The organism is Ramlibacter sp. MAHUQ-53 (assembly GCF_052600055.1).
Map to the genome: position 1 here is coordinate 150,879 of NZ_JBQWTS010000005.1, position 20,994 is coordinate 171,872.

Annotated in this window: 25 protein-coding genes; 14 read left to right on the top strand and 11 right to left on the bottom strand. The window is 69.0% G+C overall.

Going from position 1 to position 20,994, the window contains the following annotated elements:
• Position 1: 1 nt before the first annotated feature.
• From lipB to ACT80S_RS09665, 3 genes are read right to left on the bottom strand one after another with little or no spacing between them, the layout of a single operon-like run.
• Complete coding sequence (gene lipB, locus ACT80S_RS09655; protein WP_377415414.1) at positions 2-676, bottom strand: lipoyl(octanoyl) transferase LipB; 675 nt, start codon at positions 674-676, stop codon at positions 2-4.
• Between the two features lie 25 nt (positions 677-701).
• Positions 702-980: a YbeD family protein gene (locus ACT80S_RS09660; protein WP_377415415.1), complete on the bottom strand. Its 279-nt coding sequence runs from the start codon at positions 978-980 to the stop codon at positions 702-704.
• Positions 977-1,546, bottom strand: a complete 570-nt coding sequence (locus ACT80S_RS09665) for a DUF2062 domain-containing protein (protein WP_377415416.1) — start codon at positions 1,544-1,546, stop codon at positions 977-979. Before ACT80S_RS09665 ends, ACT80S_RS09660 begins: the two co-directional genes overlap by 4 nt.
• Positions 1,547-1,702: 156 nt before the next feature.
• Here ACT80S_RS09665 and ACT80S_RS09670 point away from each other — a divergent pair, with 156 nt between their 5' ends.
• The 9 genes from ACT80S_RS09670 to ACT80S_RS09710 are packed head-to-tail and all read left to right on the top strand — an operon-like array spanning position 1,703 to position 8,762.
• On the top strand, positions 1,703-2,185 hold the full coding sequence (locus ACT80S_RS09670; RefSeq protein WP_377415417.1) for an ATP synthase subunit I: 483 nt from the start codon (positions 1,703-1,705) through the stop codon (positions 2,183-2,185).
• Between the two features lie 4 nt (positions 2,186-2,189).
• Entirely contained in the window at positions 2,190-3,059 is an 870-nt protein-coding gene (gene atpB, locus ACT80S_RS09675; RefSeq protein WP_377415418.1) for a F0F1 ATP synthase subunit A, read from the top strand.
• A 57-nt stretch (positions 3,060-3,116) separates the two neighbouring features.
• A complete protein-coding gene (atpE, locus tag ACT80S_RS09680) occupies positions 3,117-3,365 on the top strand; it encodes a F0F1 ATP synthase subunit C (RefSeq protein WP_377415419.1) in 249 nt (82 codons plus the stop codon).
• Positions 3,366-3,403: 38 nt separating this feature from the next.
• Complete coding sequence (locus ACT80S_RS09685) at positions 3,404-3,874, top strand: F0F1 ATP synthase subunit B (protein ID WP_377415420.1); 471 nt, start codon at positions 3,404-3,406, stop codon at positions 3,872-3,874.
• A gap of 12 nt (positions 3,875-3,886) precedes the next feature.
• A complete protein-coding gene (locus ACT80S_RS09690; RefSeq protein WP_377415421.1) occupies positions 3,887-4,417 on the top strand; it encodes a F0F1 ATP synthase subunit delta in 531 nt (176 codons plus the stop codon).
• 45 nt (positions 4,418-4,462) lie between these two features.
• Complete coding sequence (gene atpA / locus ACT80S_RS09695) at positions 4,463-6,016, top strand: F0F1 ATP synthase subunit alpha (protein ID WP_377415422.1); 1,554 nt, start codon at positions 4,463-4,465, stop codon at positions 6,014-6,016.
• A gap of 15 nt (positions 6,017-6,031) precedes the next feature.
• The gene (atpG, locus tag ACT80S_RS09700; protein WP_377415423.1) at positions 6,032-6,901 is read left to right on the top strand and encodes a F0F1 ATP synthase subunit gamma; all 870 of its coding nucleotides are present in this window, start codon (positions 6,032-6,034) and stop codon (positions 6,899-6,901) included.
• A 19-nt stretch (positions 6,902-6,920) separates the two neighbouring features.
• Positions 6,921-8,330 carry a F0F1 ATP synthase subunit beta gene (gene atpD, locus ACT80S_RS09705; RefSeq protein ID WP_377415424.1) on the top strand — a complete coding sequence of 470 codons (1,410 nt, stop codon included), beginning with the start codon at positions 6,921-6,923 and terminating at the stop codon, positions 8,328-8,330.
• Positions 8,331-8,333: 3 nt separating this feature from the next.
• On the top strand, positions 8,334-8,762 hold the full coding sequence (locus tag ACT80S_RS09710) for a F0F1 ATP synthase subunit epsilon (protein WP_377415425.1): 429 nt from the start codon (positions 8,334-8,336) through the stop codon (positions 8,760-8,762).
• 91 nt (positions 8,763-8,853) lie between these two features.
• Here ACT80S_RS09710 and ACT80S_RS09715 read toward each other — a convergent pair whose 3' ends face one another.
• The 3 genes from ACT80S_RS09715 to ACT80S_RS09725 are packed head-to-tail and all read right to left on the bottom strand — an operon-like array spanning position 8,854 to position 10,867.
• Positions 8,854-9,366 carry a TPM domain-containing protein gene (locus ACT80S_RS09715; RefSeq protein WP_377415426.1) on the bottom strand — a complete coding sequence of 171 codons (513 nt, stop codon included), beginning with the start codon at positions 9,364-9,366 and terminating at the stop codon, positions 8,854-8,856.
• Positions 9,366-10,262: a TPM domain-containing protein gene (locus ACT80S_RS09720; RefSeq protein WP_377415427.1), complete on the bottom strand. Its 897-nt coding sequence runs from the start codon at positions 10,260-10,262 to the stop codon at positions 9,366-9,368. The genes ACT80S_RS09715 and ACT80S_RS09720 overlap by 1 nt, the downstream gene beginning before the upstream one ends.
• Positions 10,263-10,270: 8 nt before the next feature.
• Positions 10,271-10,867, bottom strand: a complete 597-nt coding sequence (locus tag ACT80S_RS09725; protein WP_377415555.1) for a LemA family protein — start codon at positions 10,865-10,867, stop codon at positions 10,271-10,273.
• An 88-nt stretch (positions 10,868-10,955) separates the two neighbouring features.
• Between ACT80S_RS09725 and ACT80S_RS09730 the strand changes: the two genes are divergently transcribed.
• Together ACT80S_RS09730 and ACT80S_RS09735 are read left to right on the top strand one after the other, a co-directional pair.
• Positions 10,956-11,405: a YybH family protein gene (locus ACT80S_RS09730; protein WP_377415428.1), complete on the top strand. Its 450-nt coding sequence runs from the start codon at positions 10,956-10,958 to the stop codon at positions 11,403-11,405.
• Positions 11,402-12,385 (top strand): YheT family hydrolase, encoded by a 984-nt coding sequence (locus tag ACT80S_RS09735; protein WP_377415429.1) that lies wholly within the window; start codon positions 11,402-11,404, stop codon positions 12,383-12,385. Before ACT80S_RS09730 ends, ACT80S_RS09735 begins: the two co-directional genes overlap by 4 nt.
• An 84-nt stretch (positions 12,386-12,469) precedes the next feature.
• On the opposite strand, the gene mrdA is transcribed toward ACT80S_RS09735, so the two are convergent.
• From mrdA to ACT80S_RS09755, 4 genes are read right to left on the bottom strand one after another with little or no spacing between them, the layout of a single operon-like run.
• Positions 12,470-14,443: a penicillin-binding protein 2 gene (mrdA, locus tag ACT80S_RS09740; RefSeq protein ID WP_377415430.1), complete on the bottom strand. Its 1,974-nt coding sequence runs from the start codon at positions 14,441-14,443 to the stop codon at positions 12,470-12,472.
• Positions 14,444-14,455: 12 nt separating this feature from the next.
• Positions 14,456-14,974 carry a rod shape-determining protein MreD gene (mreD, locus tag ACT80S_RS09745; protein ID WP_377415431.1) on the bottom strand — a complete coding sequence of 173 codons (519 nt, stop codon included), beginning with the start codon at positions 14,972-14,974 and terminating at the stop codon, positions 14,456-14,458.
• Positions 14,971-15,897: a rod shape-determining protein MreC gene (gene mreC / locus ACT80S_RS09750; protein WP_377415432.1), complete on the bottom strand. Its 927-nt coding sequence runs from the start codon at positions 15,895-15,897 to the stop codon at positions 14,971-14,973. The genes mreD and mreC overlap by 4 nt, the downstream gene beginning before the upstream one ends.
• Positions 15,898-15,918: 21 nt before the next feature.
• Entirely contained in the window at positions 15,919-16,962 is a 1,044-nt protein-coding gene (locus ACT80S_RS09755; RefSeq protein ID WP_377415433.1) for a rod shape-determining protein, read from the bottom strand.
• A 195-nt stretch (positions 16,963-17,157) separates the two neighbouring features.
• On the opposite strand from ACT80S_RS09755, the gene gatC reads away from it, so the two are divergent.
• The 3 genes from gatC to gatB are packed head-to-tail and all read left to right on the top strand — an operon-like array spanning position 17,158 to position 20,373.
• On the top strand, positions 17,158-17,457 hold the full coding sequence (gatC, locus tag ACT80S_RS09760; protein ID WP_377415434.1) for an Asp-tRNA(Asn)/Glu-tRNA(Gln) amidotransferase subunit GatC: 300 nt from the start codon (positions 17,158-17,160) through the stop codon (positions 17,455-17,457).
• A complete protein-coding gene (gatA, locus tag ACT80S_RS09765; RefSeq protein WP_377415435.1) occupies positions 17,454-18,923 on the top strand; it encodes an Asp-tRNA(Asn)/Glu-tRNA(Gln) amidotransferase subunit GatA in 1,470 nt (489 codons plus the stop codon). The genes gatC and gatA overlap by 4 nt, the downstream gene beginning before the upstream one ends.
• Before the next feature lies 1 nt (position 18,924).
• A complete protein-coding gene (gatB, locus tag ACT80S_RS09770; protein WP_377415436.1) occupies positions 18,925-20,373 on the top strand; it encodes an Asp-tRNA(Asn)/Glu-tRNA(Gln) amidotransferase subunit GatB in 1,449 nt (482 codons plus the stop codon).
• A gap of 6 nt (positions 20,374-20,379) precedes the next feature.
• On the opposite strand, the gene ACT80S_RS09775 is transcribed toward gatB, so the two are convergent.
• Positions 20,380-20,985: a DUF4124 domain-containing protein gene (locus ACT80S_RS09775; RefSeq protein ID WP_377415437.1), complete on the bottom strand. Its 606-nt coding sequence runs from the start codon at positions 20,983-20,985 to the stop codon at positions 20,380-20,382.
• Positions 20,986-20,994 lie beyond the last annotated feature (9 nt).

The following is a 20,994-nucleotide window of genomic DNA, read 5'->3' on the forward strand; positions in this document are numbered from 1 at the left end:
CTCAGGGGGCGAGCAGCGCGCCGAGCTTCTGGCCCAGCACGGCAGCCGCCTCGTTCCAGGTGGTGTCGACACCGATTGTAGAAAGGTCGACCGTCCGCAGGCCCGCATAACCGCACGGGTTGATGCGGTTGAACGGCTCCAGGTCCATGGCCACGTTCAGCGCCACGCCGTGGTAGGTGCAGTGCCGGCTGACCTTGATGCCCAGGGCGGCGATCTTGCCCAGGCCGCGGAACGGGTCGCCTGCCGGCTGCGGGCCGGCCGGCCGGTGGTGGGAGAACGGGTCGGACAGGCTCACGTAGATGCCCGGGGCCCCCGCCACGCGCAGGCCGGTCACGCCGAAATGCGCCAGGGTGCGGATCACCGCCTCCTCGATCCGGTAGACGTACTCCTTGACGAAGTAGCCCGCGCGCTGCAGGTCGATGAGGGGGTAGGCCACCACCTGGCCGGGGCCGTGGTAGGTCACCTGGCCGCCCCGGTTGGTCTGCACCACCGGGATGTCGCCGGCCGCCAGCACGTGGCCGGCCTGGCCGGCCAGGCCCTGGGTGAACACCGGCGGGTGCTCGCAGATCCACAGCTGGTCGGGCGTCGCGGCGTCGCGCGCCGCGGTGAAGGCCTGCATGGCCTCGTACGTGGCCAGGTAGTCCACCCGCCCCCGGGCTTGCACCTGCAGGGTCATGCGGCCTCCGCGCAGGGCTCGGCGCTCAGAGCACCACCTTGACCATGGGGTGCGTGGATAGCGTGCGATACAGCTCGTCGAGCTGCTCGCGGCTGGTGGCCGTGATGGTGATGGTGATGCCCAGGTAGTTGCCGCCCTTGCTGTCACGCAGTTCGATGCCGGTCTCGTCGAAGCCGGGATCGAACTGCAGGGCGATGTTGGCGATGGCCGCGACGAAGCCTTCCACCTTGGCGCCCATCACCTTGATGGGGAAGCGGCAGGGGTACTCGATCAGCGAGTCGGCGCGGGAGGCGGGAGAAGTCATGGCCGGGATTGTCGCGCCTTGCGGCCGGCGTGGCGGGTGCGCCAGCGCCATGCCACCACGGCCCGCCAGGCCAACTGGATGCCCAGGTAGGCCAGCAAGGCGCCGGTGGTGGCGAACAGGCCCATGCCCACCAGCACCGGCTTGCCCAGCGCTTGCAGCCATTCGAGCAGGCCGGTGCCGGCGCCGGGCATCACCAGGGGTGGCGCCTCGACGAACCAGGCGCCGGCCTGGTAGGCCGCCCACAGCCAGAAGCCCAGGGTCAGGGGATTGGTGACCAGGGTGGCGGCAATCGCCAGGGGGATGTTGGCGTGCCACCAGACGCAGTGGGCCACCGCCAGCGGGATCTGGGCCACCGGCATCACGAAGGCCCAGAACAGGCCGATGGCCACGCCCCGCGCCACCGCCTCGTGCTGCAGGTGCCACAGGCGCGGCGCCAGCAGCTGGCCGGCGACCGGACGCAGCCAGGGGTGGGCCGCGATCTCGCTGCGGGCGGGAATGCTGCGGTGCAGGGAATGGCGCATGCGCCAGACCAGGCTGCGTTCGCGATCGCGGTCAGGGTGGGGCATGGTCCGGAAAGTATTCAGCGTGCGAGGCGCCAGTGTCCCTCGATGACTGCAAAACACTTAGGTTCCCACAACTTAAACGGACCTGACGCGAAACGCTAGCCGAGACCCCGTGGTTTCTACCTATAATCAGAGGCTTTGTGAATTTCAGGGGCTCAAGTGCGCGGCAGCCAAACCAACAAGATTGCGCCCGCGCTTCCTGAAGATTTGCAGGATTCTCCGATCGAGGAGGCGCCCGTCACGCCCTTGACCGCCGAGCAGGCGAACGAGTTGCGTGGCCGGATTTCCCAGGTGTCACCCTGGGCTGTCGTGGGTGCTCAGGTGGGGGTGGGCTTGCTGGCGGCCTTGGCTGCCGGTGCCTGGTTCGGGAACGCGGCCATCGGCTGGTCCCTGGGCTACGGAGCCCTCGCTGTCGCGGTGCCTGCAGGCGTGTTCGCCCGGGCGCTTCGGCGCGGGGCTGGCGCCATGATCCTGTTGTGGGAGTGGGTCAAGCTCGGATTGACGGTCGCCTTGCTGCTGGCCGCGCCGAGACTGGTGCCCGGGTTGAACTGGCTGGCGCTGCTGGCCGGTGTGGCCCTGGCAACGAAGATGTACTGGGTGGCGCTCGTCATTGCGCGCCGCCCGCGACGAAACGGAAATTGAAACGATGTCTGCCGAACAGCACGGACCGACGGCTGGTGAATACATCCAGCACCACCTGCAGCACCTGCAGAAGAACTTCTCCTTCGAGAGTGTCAAGCAGACTTCCATCGTCGACTTCAGCGTTTTCAACCTGGATTCGGTGTTCTTCTCCGTGGTGCTGGGCATCGTGGGCTGCCTGATCCTGTGGATGGCTGCTCGCCGCGCCACCTCCGGCGTGCCGGGCCGCTTCCAGGCTGCCGTCGAGATCCTGGCCGAGATGGTCGAGACCCAGGCCAAGGGCGTGATCCACAACGAGAAGAGCCGCAAGCTCGTCTCCCCGCTGGCGCTGACCGTGTTCGTCTGGATCTTCCTGATGAACTTCATGGACATGCTGCCGGTCGACCTGCTGCCCGCCGCCTGGCACACCGCCGGCCCGGCCCTGGGCTTCAAGGATTACCTGCGCGTCGTGCCCTCGGCCGACCTGTCCACCACCCTGGGCCTGTCGACCAGCGTCCTGCTGGTGTGCTTCTTCTACAACATCAAGATCAAGGGCCTCGGCGGCTGGGGCCACGAGCTCATTTCCGCGCCCTTCGGCGCCCACCCCGCGCTGTGGCCGTTCAACCTCGCCATGCAGATCATCGAGTTCGTCGCCAAGACGGTCTCGCACGGCATGCGACTGTTCGGCAACATGTTCGCCGGCGAACTCGTGTTCATGCTGATCGCCCTCATGGGCGGCGGCTTCGCGATGACCGGCACCGGCATCGGCCTGGCCATCGGCCATGTGCTCGCCGGCACCGTGTGGACCCTGTTCCACATCCTGGTGATCACGCTGCAGGCCTTCATCTTCATGATGCTGACCCTGATCTACGTGGGCCAGGCACACGACGCGCACTGATCTCGCAACCCTTTTCTCTCCCTTTCTCTTTCCACTTTTCTAACTAGGAGCAATCTCATGGAAAACATCCTCGGTCTCGTCGCCCTCGCTTGCGGCATCATCGTCGGCCTGGGCGCTATCGGCGCTTCGATCGGCATCGCGCTGATGGGCGGCAAGTACCTCGAGTCCTCTGCTCGCCAGCCCGAGCTGATGAACGAGCTGCAGACCAAGATGTTCATTCTGGCCGGCCTGATCGACGCCGCCTTCCTGATCGGCGTGGCCATTGCCCTGCTGTTCGCCTTCGCCAACCCCTTCGTCCTGAAGTAATTGGCGGCTAGCGCCGTCACGACGGAAAGGACCGTTCCGTGAACATCAACGCGACTCTGTTCCTGCAAGCGATCGTCTTCGCGATCCTTGTGTGGTTCACGATGCGCTTCATCTGGCCGCCCATCACGGCGGCCCTCGATGAGCGCGCCCGCAAGATCGCCGAGGGTCTGGCCGCCGCTGACAAAGCCAAGGCCGACCTCGCCGCCGCCGACCGCCGCGTCGAGTCCGAGCTGGCCACTGCCCGCAACGAAGTCGCTGCCCTGCGCGCTGACGCCGAGCGTCGTGCCCAGGCCATCGTCGACGAAGCCAAAGGCCGTGCCACCGAAGAAGGCAACAAGATCATTGCCGCCGCCAAGGCCGAAGCCGACCAGCAGGCCGTCAAGGCCCGCGAAGCCCTGCGCGAGCAAGTGGCTGCGCTGGCTGTCAAGGGCGCCGAGCAGATCCTGCGCCGCGAAGTCAACGCCGGCGTGCACGCTGACCTGCTCGACCGCCTGAAGACCGAGCTGTAAGAAGGACTGTCCATGGCTGAACTCGCCACCATCGCCCGTCCCTATGCCGAGGCGCTGTTCAAGGCCGCCTCCGCGGACCTGAACGGCACGGCCCAGTGGCTGGATGCGCTGGCCGCCGTGGCCGGCAACGCCCAGCTGCTGGACTTCGCGGCTAACCCCAAGGTCACCGACCAGCAGGTCTTCGACGTGATCACGGGCGTGGCCAAGGTCCAACTGCCGGCGTCCGGCCAGAACTTCCTGCGCACCGTCATCGAGAACGGCCGCCTCGCGGCCCTTCCCGAGATCGCCACGCAGTTCAAGGCCCTCAAGAATGCCCAGGGCGGATCGTCCGATGCCGTGGTGTACAGCGCCTTCGCGATCGACGCGGCCAAGCTGGCTGAAGTCGGCGCCGCGCTCGAGAAGCGGTTCGGCCGCAAGCTCAACCTCTCGGTGCAGGAAGACCCGTCCCTCATCGGCGGCATCCGCGTGGTGGTCGGTGACGAGGTGCTCGACACCTCCGTCAAGGCCCGCCTCGAACAGATGAAAGCCGCGCTGACGGCCTGATTGGCCCCCGCCGCCCGCAACACACAAGACGTATAGGAAAGAGTCATGCAACTCAATCCCGCTGAAATTTCCGAACTGATCAAGAGCCGGATCGAGGGCCTGGCCGCCAGCGCCGACATCCGCAACCAGGGCACCGTGGTCTCGGTGGCCGACGGCATCACCCGCATCCACGGCCTGTCCGACGTGATGGCCGGTGAAATGCTGGAATTCCCCGCCAACGCCAAGGGTGAGCCCACCTTCGGCCTGGCCCTGAACCTCGAGCGCGACTCCGTCGGCGCCGTGATTCTGGGCGAGTACGAGCACATCTCCGAAGGCGACACCGTCAAGTGCACGGGCCGCATCCTGGAAGTGCCCGTCGGCCCCGAGCTGATCGGCCGCGTGGTGAACGCCCTGGGCCAGCCCATCGACGGCAAGGGCCCGATCAACGCCAAGATGACGGACGTGATCGAGAAGGTCGCTCCCGGCGTGATCGCCCGTAAGTCCGTGGACCAGCCCGTGCAGACCGGCCTGAAGTCCATCGACTCCATGGTGCCGATCGGCCGTGGCCAGCGCGAGCTGATCATCGGCGACCGCCAGACCGGCAAGACCGCCGTGGCGATCGACGCGATCATCAACCAGAAGGGTCAAAACATGACCTGCATCTACGTCGCGATCGGCCAGAAGGCTTCGTCTATCAAGAACGTGGTGCGCTCCCTGGAGCAGGCTGGTGCGATGGACTACACCATCGTCGTGGCCGCGTCGGCTTCCGAGTCCGCCGCCATGCAGTACGTGTCGGCCTACTCCGGCTGCACGATGGGCGAGTACTTCCGCGACCGCGGCCAGGACGCCCTGATCATTTACGACGACCTGTCCAAGCAGGCCGTGGCCTACCGCCAGGTCTCGCTGCTGCTGCGCCGTCCCCCGGGCCGCGAAGCCTACCCCGGCGACGTGTTCTACCTCCACTCCCGCCTGCTCGAGCGCGCTGCCCGCGTGAACGCCGACTACGTGGAAGCCTTCACCAAGGGTGAAGTCAAGGGCAAGACCGGTTCGCTGACCGCCCTGCCGATCATCGAGACGCAAGCCGGCGACGTGTCCGCCTTCGTTCCGACCAACGTGATCTCGATCACCGACGGCCAGATCTTCCTGGAAACCAGCCTGTTCAACGCCGGTATCCGCCCCGCCATCAACGCCGGTATCTCGGTGTCGCGCGTCGGTGGTGCTGCCCAGACCAAGCTGATCAAGTCGCTGTCCGGCGGTATCCGTACCGACCTGGCCCAGTACCGTGAACTGGCTGCCTTCGCGCAGTTCGCTTCCGACCTGGACGAAGCCACCCGCAAGCAGCTGGACCGCGGTGCCCGCGTGACCGAACTGCTCAAGCAGGCCCAGTACCAGCCGCTGCCCATCTCCCTGATGGCTGCTTCGCTGTTCGCGGTGAACAAGGGTTACTTCGACGACCTGGACGTGAAGAAGGTCCTGGCTTTCGAATCCGGCCTGCATTCCTTCCTGAAGGACAAGCACGCTGCCCTGCTGGCCAAGCTCGAGAACGACAAGGCCATGGACAAGGACGCCGAAGCCGAACTGACCGCTGCCATCCAAGCGTTCAAGAAGACCTTCGCCTAAAGCCAGGGGACCGACATGGCTGCAGGAAAAGAGATTCGCGGCAAGATCAAATCGGTGGAGAACACCAAGAAGATCACCAAGGCCATGGAAATGGTCGCCGCCTCCAAGATGCGCAAGGCGCAGGACCGCATGCGTGCGGCCCGGCCTTACGCCGACAAGGTGCGCAACGTCGCGGCCAACCTGGGCAAGGCCAACCCCGAGTACACCCACGCCTTCATGGAGGTGAATGACCAGGCCAAGACGGCCGGCTTCATCGTCGTGACGACGGACAAGGGCCTGTGCGGCGGCATGAACACCAACGTGCTGCGCGCGGTGACCAACAAGCTGCGCGACCTCCAGGCCGCCGGCGTGGACTCGCAGGCCGTGGCCATTGGCAACAAGGGCCTGGGCTTCCTCAACCGCATCGGCGCCAAGGTGTCGGCTCACGTGACCCAGCTGGGTGACACGCCGCACCTCGACAAGCTGATCGGCCCGGTGAAGGTCCTGCTGGACCAGTACGCCGAAGGCAAGCTCAACGCCGTCTACCTCTGCTACACCAAGTTCATCAACACGATGAAGCAGGAAGCCGTGGTGGAACAGCTGCTGCCCCTCGACGGCAGCAAGCTGCAGGCCGACGAAGGCCAGCACGCGTGGGACTACATCTACGAGCCTGATGCCAAGACCGTGATCGACGAGCTGCTGATCCGCTACGTCGAAGCTCTGGTCTACCAGGCTGTCGCCGAGAACATGGCGTCCGAGCAATCGGCGCGCATGGTGGCGATGAAGGCCGCGACCGACAACGCCGGCAATGTGATTGCCGAGCTCAAGCTGGTCTACAACAAGACGCGTCAAGCGGCGATCACGAAGGAACTTTCGGAGATCGTGGCCGGCGCGGCCGCAGTTTAAAAATCGATTGGAGCAAAGAATGGCTCAAGTTCAAGGCAAGATCGTTCAATGTATCGGCGCCGTGGTCGACGTGGAGTTCCCGCGTGACCAGATGCCCAAGGTGTACGACGCCCTCAAGATGGACGGCTCGGCCCTGACCCTGGAAGTCCAGCAGCAGCTGGGCGACGGCATCGTGCGTACGATTGCCCTGGGTTCGTCCGACGGCCTGCGCCGCGGCAACATGGTCTACAACACCAACGCCCCCATCACGGTCCCGGTCGGCAAGGCCACCCTGGGCCGCATCATGGACGTGCTGGGCAACCCCATCGACGAGCGTGGTCCCGTCGACGGCAGCCTGTCGGCTTCCATCCACCGCAAGGCCCCGGCCTACGACGAGCTGTCTCCCTCGCAGGAGCTGCTGGAAACCGGCATCAAGGTGATCGACCTGGTGTGCCCGTTCGCCAAGGGCGGCAAGGTGGGTCTGTTCGGCGGCGCCGGCGTGGGCAAGACCGTGAACATGATGGAGCTCATCAACAACATCGCCAAGGCTCACTCGGGTCTGTCGGTGTTCGCGGGTGTGGGCGAGCGTACCCGCGAGGGCAACGACTTCTATCACGAGATGGCCGATTCCGGCGTCGTGAAGCTGGACAACCTGGCCGAATCCAAAGTGGCCATGGTCTACGGCCAGATGAACGAGCCCCCGGGCAACCGTCTGCGCGTGGCCCTGACCGGCCTGACCATCGCCGAGTCGTTCCGCGACGAAGGCCGTGACGTGCTGTTCTTCGTGGACAACATCTACCGCTACACCCTGGCCGGTACCGAAGTGTCCGCTCTGCTGGGCCGTATGCCTTCCGCCGTGGGCTACCAGCCGACGCTGGCCGAGGAAATGGGCCGCCTGCAGGAGCGCATCACCTCCACCAAGGTCGGCTCGATCACCTCGATCCAGGCCGTGTACGTGCCCGCGGACGACCTGACCGACCCGTCGCCTGCCACCACCTTCGCCCACCTGGACTCCACCGTGGTGCTGTCGCGTGACATCGCCGCCCTGGGTATCTACCCCGCCGTGGATCCCCTGGACTCCACCAGCCGCCAGCTGGACCCGCTTGTCGTCGGTGACGAGCACTACTCCGTGGCCCGCGCCGTGCAGGGCACGCTGCAGCGCTACAAGGAACTGCGCGACATCATCGCGATTCTGGGCATGGACGAACTGGCTCCCGAGGACAAGCTGGCCGTGGCCCGCGCCCGCAAGATCCAGCGTTTCCTGTCGCAGCCGTTCCACGTGGCCGAAGTGTTCACCGGCTCGCCCGGCAAGTACGTGCCGCTGAAGGAAACCATCCGCGGCTTCAAGATGATCACCGCCGGCGAGTGCGACCACCTGCCCGAGCAGGCCTTCTACATGGTCGGCACCATCGACGAAGCCTTCGAGAAGGCCAAGAAGCTGGCGGCCTAAGCCATGGTCGATAGCACCCACACCATCCACGTCGACGTGGTTTCGGCCGAGGAGTCCATCTTCTCGGGCGAGGCCCGCTTCGTCGCGCTGCCCGGCGAGGCCGGCGAGCTGGGTATCTACCCCCGCCACACCCCGCTGATCACGCGCATCCGTCCTGGTTCGGTGCGCATCGAGATGGCTGACGGCAACGAGGAATTCGTCTTCGTCGCCGGTGGCATCCTCGAGGTGCAACCCAACGCCGTCACCGTCCTGTCCGATACCGCCATCCGCGGCAAGGACCTCGACGAAGAAAAGGCCAATGAGGCGCGCCGCGCCGCCGAAGAGGCGGTGAAGAACGCCAAGAGCGACATCGACCTGGCCAAGGCCCAGTCCGAACTGGCCGTCATGGCGGCCCAGCTCGCCGCACTGCGCAAGTTCCGCCAGAAGCGTTAAGCACAAGAAGCGCTAAAAACCGCGCACTCGGCCCCGCTCGAAAGAGCGGGGCTTTTTTGTTTGCGGGCCGCCGCATCGCGCGGCGCGGGCCTCAGTCGCCCAGCGTGGGGTGGTCGGGCAGCTCGTTGCCGGCCGCTGCAACTCCGGCCTGCGGAAAGTGCTGCACCAGCAGCGCCGAGACCTCCTCCAGGGCCTGGGTGAGGCCGTCCTCGAAGCGTCCCTCGCGGAAGGCCCGCGACATCCCGCCGACGATGGCCTGCCACTGCGCGGGCGGCACCTGGCGCGCCAGCCCCCGGTCGGCGACGATCTCGATCGCGTGCTCGGCGAGCAGCAGATAGATCAGGACGCCGTTGTTCTGCTCCGTGTCCCACACCCGCAGCTTGCCGAACAGCGTGACCGCGCGTTCGCGCGGCGTGGCGTCGCGCCACAGGTAGCTCCAGGGCAGGCCGGCCTCGGCGTGGATGCGGATCTCGCCGCCGTGGCGCCGCTCGCTGGCGGCAACGCGCGCCGCCAGCCGCCCGAGCAGGTCGGCCGGCAGGGCGCGGCGCAGGTCCGCTTCGTCGAGCCAGCGATGGCGCAGGATGCGCCGCAGCTTCTTCCACATCACCAGTCTCCCGAGGCGCCGCCGCCCCCGAAATCGCCGCCGCCGCCGCTGCTGAAGCCGCCGCCGCTCCCGCCGCTCCAGCCGCCTCCGGCCCCGCCACTCCAGCCGCCGCCCAGGGGCGGGCTCCAGCCGCCGCGGTGCCCGCCGCGCCGCATGAAGGGCGCGACCCCGGCCAGCGACAGCACGCCGCCGACCAGCGCCGCGACCAGGGCGATGCCCAGGCTGGTCGTGACCAGCCAGGCGATGGCGCCGGCCCCGCCACCCGCCAGCAGCGAGCCGAGCTTGCGCCCGAACAGGCCGCGCAGCACGGCGGCGATCACCGGGACGGCGACGAACAGGAAGACCGCCAGGTCCTCCAGGTTGAAGCCCGCCTCGCGCCCGCCGCCGCGGGCCGGCTCGGGCAGGGCCTCGCCGCGCACCAGCGCCCCGATGCGGTCGGCGGCGGCCTGCAGACCGCCGCCGTAGTCGCCGCGGCGGAAGGCGGGGGTGATGGCCTCGTCGATGATGACCTTGGCGGCGAGGTCGGGGATGGCGCCCTCCAGGGTCTTGGCCACCTCGATGCGCACGCGGCGGTCGTCCCGCGCGACCACCAGCAGCAGGCCGTCGCCGACGCCCTGGCGGCCGACCTTCCAGGTGTTGCCGACGCGGTTGGCATAGGCCGCGATGTCCTCGGGCGCAGTGGTGGCCACCAGCAGGAACACCACCTGTGCGCCTTTCTCGCGTTCCAGCGCCGCCAGGGTGGCCTCGATGCGCTCGCGGACCGGGGCCTCCAGCAGGCCCGCGGTGTCGACCACGCGGGCGGTGAGCGGCGGTACCGGCAGCAGCGCCTGGCCGTGCGCCGCGACGCCCGGCAGCCACAGGGCGAGCGCCAGCAGCGCCAGCCGCAGCCAGGTCATGCCCGCGCCTACTTCTTGTCTGCGCCGAAGTCGACCTTCGGGGGCGTGGCCAGCTGGGCCTCGTTCTGCACGGCGAAGTTGGGCTTGGGCTGGTAGCCGAAGACCATGGCGGTGAGGTTGCTCGGGAAGCTGCGCGCCAGCACGTTGTACTCCTGCACCGCCTGGATGTAGCGGTTGCGGGCCACGGTGATGCGGTTCTCGGTTCCCTCGAGCTGCACCCGCAGGTCGCGGAACCCCTGGTTGGCCTTGAGGTCCGGGTAGCGTTCGCTGACCACCATCAGCCGGCTCAGCGCCGAGGACAGCTCGCCCTGCGCCTGCTGGAACTGCTGGAAGGCCTGCGGATTGTTCAGGGTCTCGGGCGTGACCTGGATCGAGGTGGCCTTGGCGCGGGCCTCGATCACCCGGCCCAGCGTCTCCTGCTCGAAGTTCGCCTCGCCCTTGACCGTGGCCACCAGGTTCGGCACCAGGTCGGCGCGGCGCTGGTACTGGTTCAGGACCTCGCTCCAGGAGGACTGGGTCTGTTCGTCCAGCCGCTGGAAGTCGTTGTAGCCGCAACCCGTGAGCGACAGCGCCAGGGCGAGGAGGGCGAGCCAGCGAAGCATCATGCGGAACTCCCGGAAGTGGTTGGCCGGCACGTTAGCACAGGCCTTCGCGTGCGGCGAGGGGGCGCGCTCCTGCACAATCCGGGGTGCGATGCGCAAGAACCCACTCCTGGCCGCCGCCCTCGGCGGCAGCGCCGACGACGTCGAAGCCGCGTTCTACGACGCGCTGCGCGAGGCCGACATCGAGAAGCTGATGGCCTGCTGGGCCGACGAGGACGAGATCGCCTGCGTCCACCCTGGCGGCCCGCGCGTGGTCGGCGCCACCGCGATCCGCGCCACCTTCGAGGCGATGTTCGCCAATGGCGGCATCCGCGCCTGGCCCGAGCGCCTGCGCAAGGTGGAGGCGCTGGGCAGCGCGGTGCACCACCTGATCGAGCGGGTCGAGGTGCCCTCGCCCCAGGGCCCGCGCAAGGCCTGGGTCATCGCGACCAACGTCTACCAGAAGACCGCGCAGGGCTGGCGACTGGTGGCCCACCATGCCAGCCCCGGCACTCCCAGCGAGATCCAGGAGGTTGCCGACACGCCGCCGGTGCTGCATTGAGCGGGCGCGGCTTTCCGTACCGCGCGCCGGCCTGGTTGCCGGGCGGCAACCTGCAGACGATCTGGCCCGCGCTCTACGCGCGCCGCGGGGCCGGCGGCCCGCTCGCCTGGCGCCGCGAGCGCTGGACCACCCCGGATGGCGACTTCGTCGACGCCGACTGGCTCGACGCCCCCGCCCCGCCGGGCGCGCCGCTGCTGGTCCTGTTCCACGGCCTGGAGGGATCCTCCCGCAGCCACTACGCCGAGGCCTTCGCCGACGTGGCCCGCGAGCGCGGCCTGCGCTACGTGGTGCCGCATTTCCGCGGCTGCAGCGGTGAGCTCAATCACGCCCCGCGCGCCTACCACTCGGGCGACTGGCAGGAGATCGACTGGATCCTCGCGCGCCTGCGCGAGCGCCACGCCGGCCGCCTGCTGGCGGTGGGCATTTCCCTGGGCGGCAATGCGCTGATGCGATGGGCCGCCGAGGCCGGCGAGGCCGCGGCGGGCACCGTCGATGCGGTCGCTTCGGTGTGCTCGCCGCTGGACCTCGCGGCGGGCGGGCGCGCCATCGGGCGCGGCTTCAACCGGCTGGTCTACACCACGATGTTCCTGCGCTCGATGAAGCCCAAGGCGCTGGCCAAGCTGGCCCAGTACCCGGGCCTGTTCGACCGCGAGGCGCTGCTGGCCGCGCGCGACCTGTATGCCTTCGACAACCTGTTCACCGCACCCCTGCACGGCTTCCGCGACACCGACGACTACTACGCCCGCGCCTCGGCCCGGCCGCACCTGCACCGCATCCGCCTGCCGGCGCTGGCGCTGAATGCGCGCAACGACCCGTTCGTGCCGGAGGCCAGCCTGCCCGAGCCCGGCACGGTCGGGCCGTGCGTGACGCTCTGGCAGCCGGCGCAGGGCGGGCATGTGGGCTTCCCGCGCGGCCGGCCGCCGGCGGACGTGCGCTGGATGCCGGAGGCGGTGACGGCGTGGCTGCTGGCGCAGGCGTGACGGCCTGGCACCTGGGACCTGGGACCGTAGGCCGAGAGCCGAGAGCCGAGAGCCGAGAGCCGAGAGCCGAGAGCGCGGCCAGCCTCAGGGCGCCGGCCGCACCGCGTTGGCTGGCGGCCAGGCCACGTCCTCGGCCCTGCGGGGCTGGCCGATCGGCCGGCTCGCCTGGCCCTTGCGCACCGCGGCGAGGTCCTCCTCGCTGGGGTACTGCCCGAGCAGCCAGTAGTCGAACACCCGGCGTGTGATCGGCGCGGCCGACATCGCGCCAAAGCCGGCGTTCTCGACGATGGCCGCCAGCGCGATCTTCGGGTTGTCGGCCGGGGCGAAGGCGATGTACAGCGCGTGGTCGCGCTGGTGCTCCTCGAGCCGGGCGGCGTCGTACCGCTGCTTCTGGCCGATGGTCACTGCCTGCGCGGTGCCGGTCTTGCCGCCCGAGACATAGGGCGCGCCCGCGAACACCTGGGTGCCGGTGCCACCCTGCACCACGCCCACCATGGCGTTGCGGACCACCGCCATGTTCTCCGGCTTGTAGCCCAGGTTCACCGGCGGCTCGGGCGGCACGGGCACGGTGGTCCGGGTCAGCGGGTCCTGCGTGCCGATCACCAGCCGCGGCTTGTGGCGAACGCCGTCGTTCGCCAGCGTGGCGGTGGCCTGCGCCAGCTGCAGCATGGTGAAGCTGTTGTAGCCCTGGCCGATGCCCAGTGAGATCGTCTCGCCGCCAAACCACTTCTTCTGCTCGGGGCGCTTGTAGTAGTTGCGCTTCCACTCCTGGCTGGGGAGCACGCCGCGCACCTCGCCCTGGATGTCGATGCCGGTGACCTGGCCGAAGCCCAGGGGCTTCATGAAGTCGTGCATGGCGTCCACGCCCAGGTCGTTGGCCAGCGAGTAGAAGTAGACGTTGGATGACAGCGCGATCGCCTTGTGCAGGTCCACCGGCCCCAGGCCATGGTCGCCGTGGCTGCGGAACACGTGGCCGCCGTAGGACCAGGAGCCGTTGTCCTGGATGACCTGGCCGGCCGTGCGCTTGCCCAGCTCCAGCGCCGCCAGGCCCATGAAGGGCTTGTAGGTGGAGCCGGGCGGGTAGGTGCCGCGCAGGGCGCGATTGAGCAGCGGCTTGTCGATCGACTCGTTGAGCGACTGCCAGCTCTCCTGGTCGATGCCGTCGACGAACAGGTTGGGGTCGAAGGTGGGCTTGGAGACGAAGGCCAGTACCTCGCCGGTCTTGGGGTCCAGCGCCACCAGCGCGCCGCGGCGCTCGCCATACATCTGCTCGATCAGGTGCTGCAGCTTGATGTCGATGGACAGCATCACCGTCTGGCCCGGGGTGGCGGGGTGGCTGTCCAGCTTGCGCACGGCGCGGCCGCCGGCCGAGGTCTCCACCTGCTCGACGCCGGTGATGCCATGCAGCTGCCGCTCCAGGCTCTGCTCCACGCCCAGCTTGCCGATGTATTCGGTGCCGCGGTAGTTGGCCTGCTCCTCCTCGGGCCAGTCCTCCATCTGCGCCTTCTCGCTCTGGTTGATGCGGCCGATGTAGCCGATCACGTGGCTGGCGAGCTCGCCCCAGGGGTAGCTGCGGAACAGGCGGGCGCGGATGTCCACGCCGGGGAAGCGGAAGCGCTGCGCGGTGAAGCGGGCGACATCCTCGTCGGTGAGCTTGGTGCGGATCGGGATCGACTCGAAGCTCTTGGACTCCTCGCGCAGCTTCTTGAAGCGGCGGCGGTCGCGCGGGGTGATCTCCACCACCTCGGCGAGCCGGTCGATCACCTCCTCCAGCGGCGCCGACAGGCGCGAGGGGGTGATCTCCAGCGTGTAGGCCGAGTAGTTGGAGGCCAGCACGATGCCGTTGCGGTCCAGGATGAGGCCGCGGTTGGGGACGATGGGCACGATGGCCGTGCGGTTCGCCTCGGCCTGCTCGTCCAGGTCCTCGTGGCGTACGACCTGCAGCCACACCAGGCGCATCGCCAGCAGCGAGAAGCACACCAGCACGACCACGGTGGCCGCGAAGACGCGCGCGCGAAAGCGCGACAGGTCGGCTTCGACATTGCGCAGCGCGGTCATGGCGTCTGGCCCCTACAGGGGACGATTCTCGTCCGGGTCGGGCGCGCGGCGTTGCGGCGCGAGCAAGACCACGCTGGCGACCGGCCACAGCGCTGACTCGAGCACCGGCGCGAACAGGGCCGGCCAGCCGGGCAGGCCGTCGCCCGCGATTCCGCGGACCGCCAGCTCGATGGCATGGGCCGCCGCGAACAGCGGGAACACCTGCAGGGCCTGCGAGGGCACGGTGAACCACAGCAGGCGGCGGTGGATGGTGATGGCGAAGTAGGTGAGCGCGGTGTAGGCCAGCGCGTGCTGTCCCAGCAGCCCGGTCTGGTGCACGTCCATCGCCAGGCCGAAGGCGAAGGCGGTGGCGATGCCCACGCGCAGCGGCTGGTGCACGCTCCAGAAGACCAGCACCAGGGCCAGCAGGTCGGGCATCCAGCCGGAGCGGCCCAGGGGCAGCATGTTGACCAGCAGCCCGGCGAGCAGGCTGCCCCAGATGAACCAGGGGTTGGCCGGCAGCAGCAGCGGCTGCCCGGGACGCATGATCATTTGCGCGCTCCCTTGCCGCGCGGCCCGGCCGGCGCCTCGTCGGCGGGCGGGCGCGGCGGCTGCCGGCCGCCCACGGGCTGCAGCACCATCACGTGCCGGCCGGCGGAGACGCCGCCCTGCGGCGTGGTGTAGATGCGGGCGAAGGCCGAGTCGGCGCGGCGCTCGACGCGGTCCACCTTGGCCACCGGCAGGCCGGGCGGGTAGACGCCGTCCACGCCGCTGGTGGTGAGCAGGTCGCCGGCCTGCACGTCGGCATTGGCCGCCATGAAGCGCAGCTCCAGCGCGCCCGGGTGGCTGCCCCCGGCATCGCCGTAGGCCACGCTGCGCGCGCCGGTGCGGACGTTCAGCACCGGGATGGCCTGGTCCCGGTCGGTCACCAGGCTGACCTCGCTGACCAGCGGGTGCACGCGGATCACCTGGCCGATCACGCCGGCCTCGTCGATCACCGGGGAGCCGGGCGTGACGCCGTGGGCCAGGCCCTTGTCGATCACGACCTTGCGGGTGTAGGGGTCGGCCGCCTCGTAGAGGATCTCGGCGGCCTGGGCCGGCGTGGCGACCCGCTCGCGCAGCGCCATGAGCTGGCGCAGCCGGGCGTTCTCCTGCAGCAGCAGCTCGACCTGGTTGGCGCGCAGGGCCTGCGTGGCCAGCTGCGCCCGGGCGCGGGCCTCGGACGCCTGGGCACTGCTCAGGGATTCGAAGTAGCGGCCGGCCCACTGGGCCGCCTGCACGGGCTGCATCGCCAGCCACTGCACCGGGTACAGCACCACGGCCACCGCCGAGCGCAGCGGCGCGGTGATCTTGAAGCGCGTGTCCGCCACCATCAGGAAGACGGCCAGCGCGCTGCACACCATGAGTTTGGACAGGGCCGAGGGGCCCTGCTTGAAGAAGGGGGGCGGGGACCTGTCCAGCGTACCGAGCGGCATCGCTGTCCTTCGGGGCGAGCCTTACTCGCTGGTGAAGATGGAACCCAGGCGCTCCATGCGCTCCAGCGCGATGCCGCAGCCGCGCACCACGCAGGTCAGCGGGTCCTCGGCCACCAGCACCGGCAGGCCGGTTTCCTCGGCCAGCAGGCGGTCCAGGTCACGCAGCAGCGCGCCGCCGCCGGTGAGCATCATCCCGCGCTCGGCGATGTCGGCGCCCAGCTCGGGCGGGGTGCTCTCCAGCGCATTCTTCACGGCGGAGACGATGTTGTTCAGCGGGTCGGTCAGCGCCTCCAGGATCTCGTTGGACGAGATGGTGAAGGAACGCGGCACGCCCTCGGACAGGTTGCGGCCCTTGACCTCGATCTCCTTGACCTCGGAGCCGGGGAAGGCCGAGCCGATGCTCTTCTTGATCAGTTCCGCGGTGGGCTCGCCGATCAGCATGCCGTAGTTGCGGCGGATGTAGCTGATGATGGCTTCGTCGAACTTGTCGCCGCCCACGCGCACGCTGCCCTTGTAGACCATGCCGCCCAGGGAGATGACGCCGACCTCGGTGGTGCCGCCGCCGATGTCGACGACCATGGAGCCGGAGGCCTCGGAGACCGGCAGGCCGGCGCCGATGGCGGCAGCCATGGGTTCCTCGATCAGGTAGACGTCGGAGGCGCCAGCGCCGAGGGCGGACTCGCGGATGGCGCGGCGCTCGACCTGGGTGGAGCCGCAGGGCACGCAGATGATGATCCGCGGGCTGGGCTTGAGCACCGAGCGCGGGTGGACCATCTTGATGAACTGCTTGAGCATCTGCTCGGTGACGGTGAAGTCGGCGATCACGCCGTCCTTCATCGGGCGGATCGCCTCGATGTTGCCGGGCACCTTGCCCAGCATGGCCTTGGCCTCGTGGCCCACGGCCTGGATCGTCTTCTTGCCCTGCGGGCCGCCTTCATGACGGATCGCCACGACCGAGGGCTCGTCCAGCACGATGCCCTTGTCCCGAACGTAGATGAGGGTGTTGGCCGTTCCCAGGTCGATGGCCAGGTCGGTGGAAAGGTAGCGTCGGAAGGCTCCGAACATCAGGGTGTCCTCGTGAACTTGCGAAAGCGGCCGCATGTCGCGGCCGTTGCATGGGGGCTCCAGCGGCCCGGCCCGCGCAGTGGCCTCAGCCGGGGAAACCCGAAGGCGGGATAATACCCGATCCCCTTTGAATCCCCCGGCCTGCACAGGGGCCGGAACATGCGTCCCGGACGCCTTTTTTTCGCCCGATTTCCCATGGCCCTGACCCCTGACGACATCAGCCGGATCGCCAACCTGGCGCGGCTCGAACTCGCGCCCGAGGAGGGCGAGCGCATGCTCGCCCGCATCAACGGCTTCTTCGGCATCGTCGAGCAGATGCGGGCCGTGGACACCACCGGCATCGAGCCCCTGGCCCACCCCGTGGCCGCCTTCCAGGACGTGGCCCTGCGCCTGCGCGCCGACGTGGCCAGCGAGCCCGACCAGCGCGAGGCCAACCAGCGCAGCGCCCCCGCGGTCGAGCGCGGCCTTTTCCTGGTCCCGAAAGTCATCGAATGAGTACCAAGGCATTGCATGAACTGGGCGTGGCCGAGCTGGCCGCGCAGATCCGCGGCAAGCAGGTCTCGGCCGTCGAGGCGGCCCGCCACTTCCTGGCGCGCGTGGACGCCCACCAGGACCTGGGCGCCTACCTGGCCACCGATCCCGAGGCCACCCTGGCCCAGGCCCGGGCGGCCGACGAGCGCCTGGCGGCCGGCGACAGCGCCCCGCTGCTGGGGGTGCCGGTCGCACACAAGGACATCTTTGTTACCCGCGCTTTCCCGACCACGGCCGGTTCGAAGATGCTGGAGGGTTACCGCTCGCCCTTCGACGCCACCGTCGTCGCGAAACTGGCCGACGCCGGCATGGTGACGCTGGGCAAATTGAACTGCGACGAGTTCGCCATGGGCTCGTCCAACGAGAACTCGGCCTACTTCCCCTCGAAGAACCCGTGGGACGCCACCCGCATCCCCGGCGGCTCCTCGGGCGGCAGCGCGGTGGCCGTGGCCGCCGGCCTGGCACCCGCCGCCACCGGCACCGACACCGGCGGCTCGATCCGCCAGCCCGCCTCGTTCTGCGGCATCACCGGCATCAAGCCCACCTACGGGCGCGCCTCGCGCTACGGCATGATCGCCTACGCCTCCAGCCTGGACCAGGCCGGCCCCATGGCCCGCAGCGCGCACGATTGCGCCCTGCTGCTGTCCGCCATGTGCGGCCCCGACCCGGACCGCGACTCCACCTCGCTGGACGTGCCCGCCGAGGACTTCACCCGCAGCCTGGGCGACTCGCTCGAGGGCCTGCGCATCGGCATCCCGAAGGAATTCTTCGGCGAGGGCCTGGCCGCCGACGTGCGCGCCGCCATCGACGCCGCGCTGAAGCAGTACCAGGCGCTGGGCGCGAGGCTGGTGGAGATCTCGCTGCCGCGCACCGAGCTGTCCATTCCCGTCTACTACATCATCGCCCCGGCCGAGGCCTCGTCCAACCTCTCGCGCTTCGACGGCGTGAAGTTCGGCCACCGTGCGAAGGACTACGCCGACCTGCTGGAGATGTACAAGAAGTCGCGCGCCGAGGGCTTCGGCGCCGAGGTCAAGCAGCGCATCATGGTGGGCGCCTACGTGCTCTCGCACGGCTACTACGACGCCTACTACCTGCAGGCGCAGAAGATCCGCCGCATGATCGCCGACGACTTCCAGCAGGCCTTCAAGTCCTGCGACGTCATCGCCGGCCCGGCCGCGCCCACCGTGGCCTGGCACCTGGGCGAGCATGGCAGCGACCCGCTGGCCGACTACCTGGCCGACATCTTCACCCTGCCCGCCTCGCTGGCCGGCCTGCCCGGCATGAGCGTGCCGGTGGGCTTCGGCGCGGGCGGCATGCCGGTGGGGATGCAGCTGATCGGCAACTACTTCGGCGAGGCGAGGCTGCTGAACGCGGCGCACCGCTTCCAGCAGGCTACCGATTTCCACCTCCGCTCCCCGGAGGGTTTCTGAGATGACCGCCAAACTCGTCCAGGGCTATGAAGTCGTGATCGGCTTCGAGACGCACGCCCAGCTGTCCACCCAATCCAAGATCTTCAGCCGCGCCCCCACCGCCTTCGGCGCCGAGCCGAACACCCAGGCCTGCGCGGTGGACATGGCCCTGCCCGGCACGCTGCCGGTGATGAACCTGGGCGCCGTCGAGCGCGCCATCGAGTTCGGCCTGGCGGTGGGCTCGCACATCGCGCCGCGCAGCGTCTTCGCTCGCAAGAACTACTTCTACCCCGACCTGCCCAAGGGCTACCAGATCAGCCAGTTCGAGATCCCGGTGGTGCAGGGCGGCGAGGTCAGCTTCTTCCTCGGCGACGAGAAGAAGACCGTGCGCCTGGTGCGCGCCCACCTCGAGGAGGATGCGGGCAAGTCGCTGCACGAGGACTTCATCGGCCAGTCGGGCATAGACCTGAACCGCGCCGGTACGCCGCTGCTGGAGATCGTGACCGAGCCGGACATCCGCTCCTCGGAAGAAGCCGTGGCCTATGCCAAGGAGCTGCACAAGATCGTCACCTGGATCGGCATCTGCGACGGCAACATGCAGGAAGGCAGCTTCCGCTGCGACGCCAACGTCTCGGTGCGCAAGCCCGGCCAGCCCCTGGGCACGCGCCGCGAGATCAAGAACCTGAACAGCTTCAAGTTCATGCAGCAGGCCATCGACTTCGAGGTGCGCTGGCAGATCGAGGAGATCGAGGACGGCCGCGCCATCCAGCAGGCCACCGTGCTGTTCGACCCGGACACCGGCGAGACCCGCGCCATGCGCACCAAGGAGGACGCCGCCGACTACCGCTACTTCCCCGACCCGGACCTGCCCCCGCTGGTGGTGGCGCCCGAGTGGGTCGAGCGGGTGAAGGCCTCGATGCCCGAGCTGCCGCGCGTGATGGCGGCCCGCTTCGTCGCCGACTACGGCCTGCCCGAGTACGACGCCACCACGCTCACCCAGAGCAAGGCCATGGCGGCCTACTTCGAGGAGGCGGCGAAGGCCTGCGGCCAGCCCAAGCTGGCGAGCAACTGGATCATGGGCGAGGTCTCGCGCCGCCTGAACGCGCAGGAGACCGGCATCGAGCACGCGCCGGTGCCCGCGAAGACCCTGGCCGCCCTGATCGGCCGTATCGCCGACGGGACCATCTCCAACAACGCCGGCAAGCAGGTGTTCGAGGCCTTGTGGAGCGAAGGCGCCACCGATGTCGACGCCGTCATCGAGGCCAAGGGCCTCAAGCAGATGAACGACACCGGCGCGCTGGAGAAGATCATCGAGGACGTGATCGCCGCCAACCCCGACAACGTGGCCCAGTTCAAGGCCGGCAAGGACAAGGCGTTCAACGCGCTGGTCGGCCAGGCCATGAAGGCCAGCAAGGGCAAGGCCAACCCGGCGCAGGTCAACGAGCTGCTGCGGGCGAAGCTGGCGGGCTGACGGGGGCTACCGCGAGGTGGCGGTGGTGGGTGGCGGCGCTGCCCATGCCGCCTCGAGCCTGCGCTGCATGTCCGCGAAGCGCAGGCGGATCAATTCCTTCTCGGCCATCTTGTCGGCCACGAAGCGCTCCTGCGCGGCGCGCTGCTGCTCCAGCTGGTCCAGCGTGCGCTGCGGCGCCTTGCCTTCGAGCAGCAGACGGCGGCGATCGGCTTCCAGCACCTCCACGCGGTGGCGGGCCGCGGCGATGACTTCGTCGATCGGCGCCAGCGAGGCGGCGCGGTCCTTGTCCAGGGCGGCCTGGTTCGGGTAGCGCGCCACCAGGGCGCGCAGCCGGGTGCGGTCTTCCGCCGCGCGCTGGCGCTCCAGCGCCTCGCGCCGGGCCTTCTCGTCGGCGGCGGCGCGTTCGGATTCGGTCTGCGAAGGGGGGACCACCTCGCGCACCGTGCCGCTCGGGTTGAGCATGCGCTGCTCGCGGTCCATGCACTCGGGGATGGGGCGGTCGGCGGTGAGGCGGCGGCCCTGGCCGTCCACGCAGGTATAGATGGCTGCGGCCGCCTGGTCCGCGAGCAGCAGGCTCGCGGCGGTCAGGAGGGCGTGGCCGGTGCGTGTCAAAGGGGTCCT

What these genes read in the sequence shown, in the direction of transcription:
- lipB (WP_377415414.1), bottom strand. Translation starts at nt 676, where the DNA reads ATGACCCTGCAGGTGCAAGCCCGGGGGCGGGTGGACTACCTGGCCACG.
- ACT80S_RS09660 (WP_377415415.1), bottom strand. Translation starts at nt 980, where the DNA reads ATGACTTCTCCCGCCTCCCGCGCCGACTCGCTGATCGAGTACCCCTGC.
- ACT80S_RS09665 (WP_377415416.1), bottom strand. Translation starts at nt 1,546, where the DNA reads ATGCCCCACCCTGACCGCGATCGCGAACGCAGCCTGGTCTGGCGCATG.
- atpB (WP_377415418.1), top strand. Translation starts at nt 2,190, where the DNA reads ATGTCTGCCGAACAGCACGGACCGACGGCTGGTGAATACATCCAGCAC.
- atpE (WP_377415419.1), top strand. Translation starts at nt 3,117, where the DNA reads ATGGAAAACATCCTCGGTCTCGTCGCCCTCGCTTGCGGCATCATCGTC.
- ACT80S_RS09690 (WP_377415421.1), top strand. Translation starts at nt 3,887, where the DNA reads ATGGCTGAACTCGCCACCATCGCCCGTCCCTATGCCGAGGCGCTGTTC.
- atpA (WP_377415422.1), top strand. Translation starts at nt 4,463, where the DNA reads ATGCAACTCAATCCCGCTGAAATTTCCGAACTGATCAAGAGCCGGATC.
- atpG (WP_377415423.1), top strand. Translation starts at nt 6,032, where the DNA reads ATGGCTGCAGGAAAAGAGATTCGCGGCAAGATCAAATCGGTGGAGAAC.
- atpD (WP_377415424.1), top strand. Translation starts at nt 6,921, where the DNA reads ATGGCTCAAGTTCAAGGCAAGATCGTTCAATGTATCGGCGCCGTGGTC.
- ACT80S_RS09710 (WP_377415425.1), top strand. Translation starts at nt 8,334, where the DNA reads ATGGTCGATAGCACCCACACCATCCACGTCGACGTGGTTTCGGCCGAG.
- ACT80S_RS09715 (WP_377415426.1), bottom strand. Translation starts at nt 9,366, where the DNA reads ATGTGGAAGAAGCTGCGGCGCATCCTGCGCCATCGCTGGCTCGACGAA.
- ACT80S_RS09720 (WP_377415427.1), bottom strand. Translation starts at nt 10,262, where the DNA reads ATGACCTGGCTGCGGCTGGCGCTGCTGGCGCTCGCCCTGTGGCTGCCG.
- ACT80S_RS09725 (WP_377415555.1), bottom strand. Translation starts at nt 10,867, where the DNA reads ATGATGCTTCGCTGGCTCGCCCTCCTCGCCCTGGCGCTGTCGCTCACG.
- ACT80S_RS09730 (WP_377415428.1), top strand. Translation starts at nt 10,956, where the DNA reads ATGCGCAAGAACCCACTCCTGGCCGCCGCCCTCGGCGGCAGCGCCGAC.
- mrdA (WP_377415430.1), bottom strand. Translation starts at nt 14,443, where the DNA reads ATGACCGCGCTGCGCAATGTCGAAGCCGACCTGTCGCGCTTTCGCGCG.
- mreD (WP_377415431.1), bottom strand. Translation starts at nt 14,974, where the DNA reads ATGATCATGCGTCCCGGGCAGCCGCTGCTGCTGCCGGCCAACCCCTGG.
- mreC (WP_377415432.1), bottom strand. Translation starts at nt 15,897, where the DNA reads ATGCCGCTCGGTACGCTGGACAGGTCCCCGCCCCCCTTCTTCAAGCAG.
- ACT80S_RS09755 (WP_377415433.1), bottom strand. Translation starts at nt 16,962, where the DNA reads ATGTTCGGAGCCTTCCGACGCTACCTTTCCACCGACCTGGCCATCGAC.
- gatC (WP_377415434.1), top strand. Translation starts at nt 17,158, where the DNA reads ATGGCCCTGACCCCTGACGACATCAGCCGGATCGCCAACCTGGCGCGG.
- gatA (WP_377415435.1), top strand. Translation starts at nt 17,454, where the DNA reads ATGAGTACCAAGGCATTGCATGAACTGGGCGTGGCCGAGCTGGCCGCG.
- gatB (WP_377415436.1), top strand. Translation starts at nt 18,925, where the DNA reads ATGACCGCCAAACTCGTCCAGGGCTATGAAGTCGTGATCGGCTTCGAG.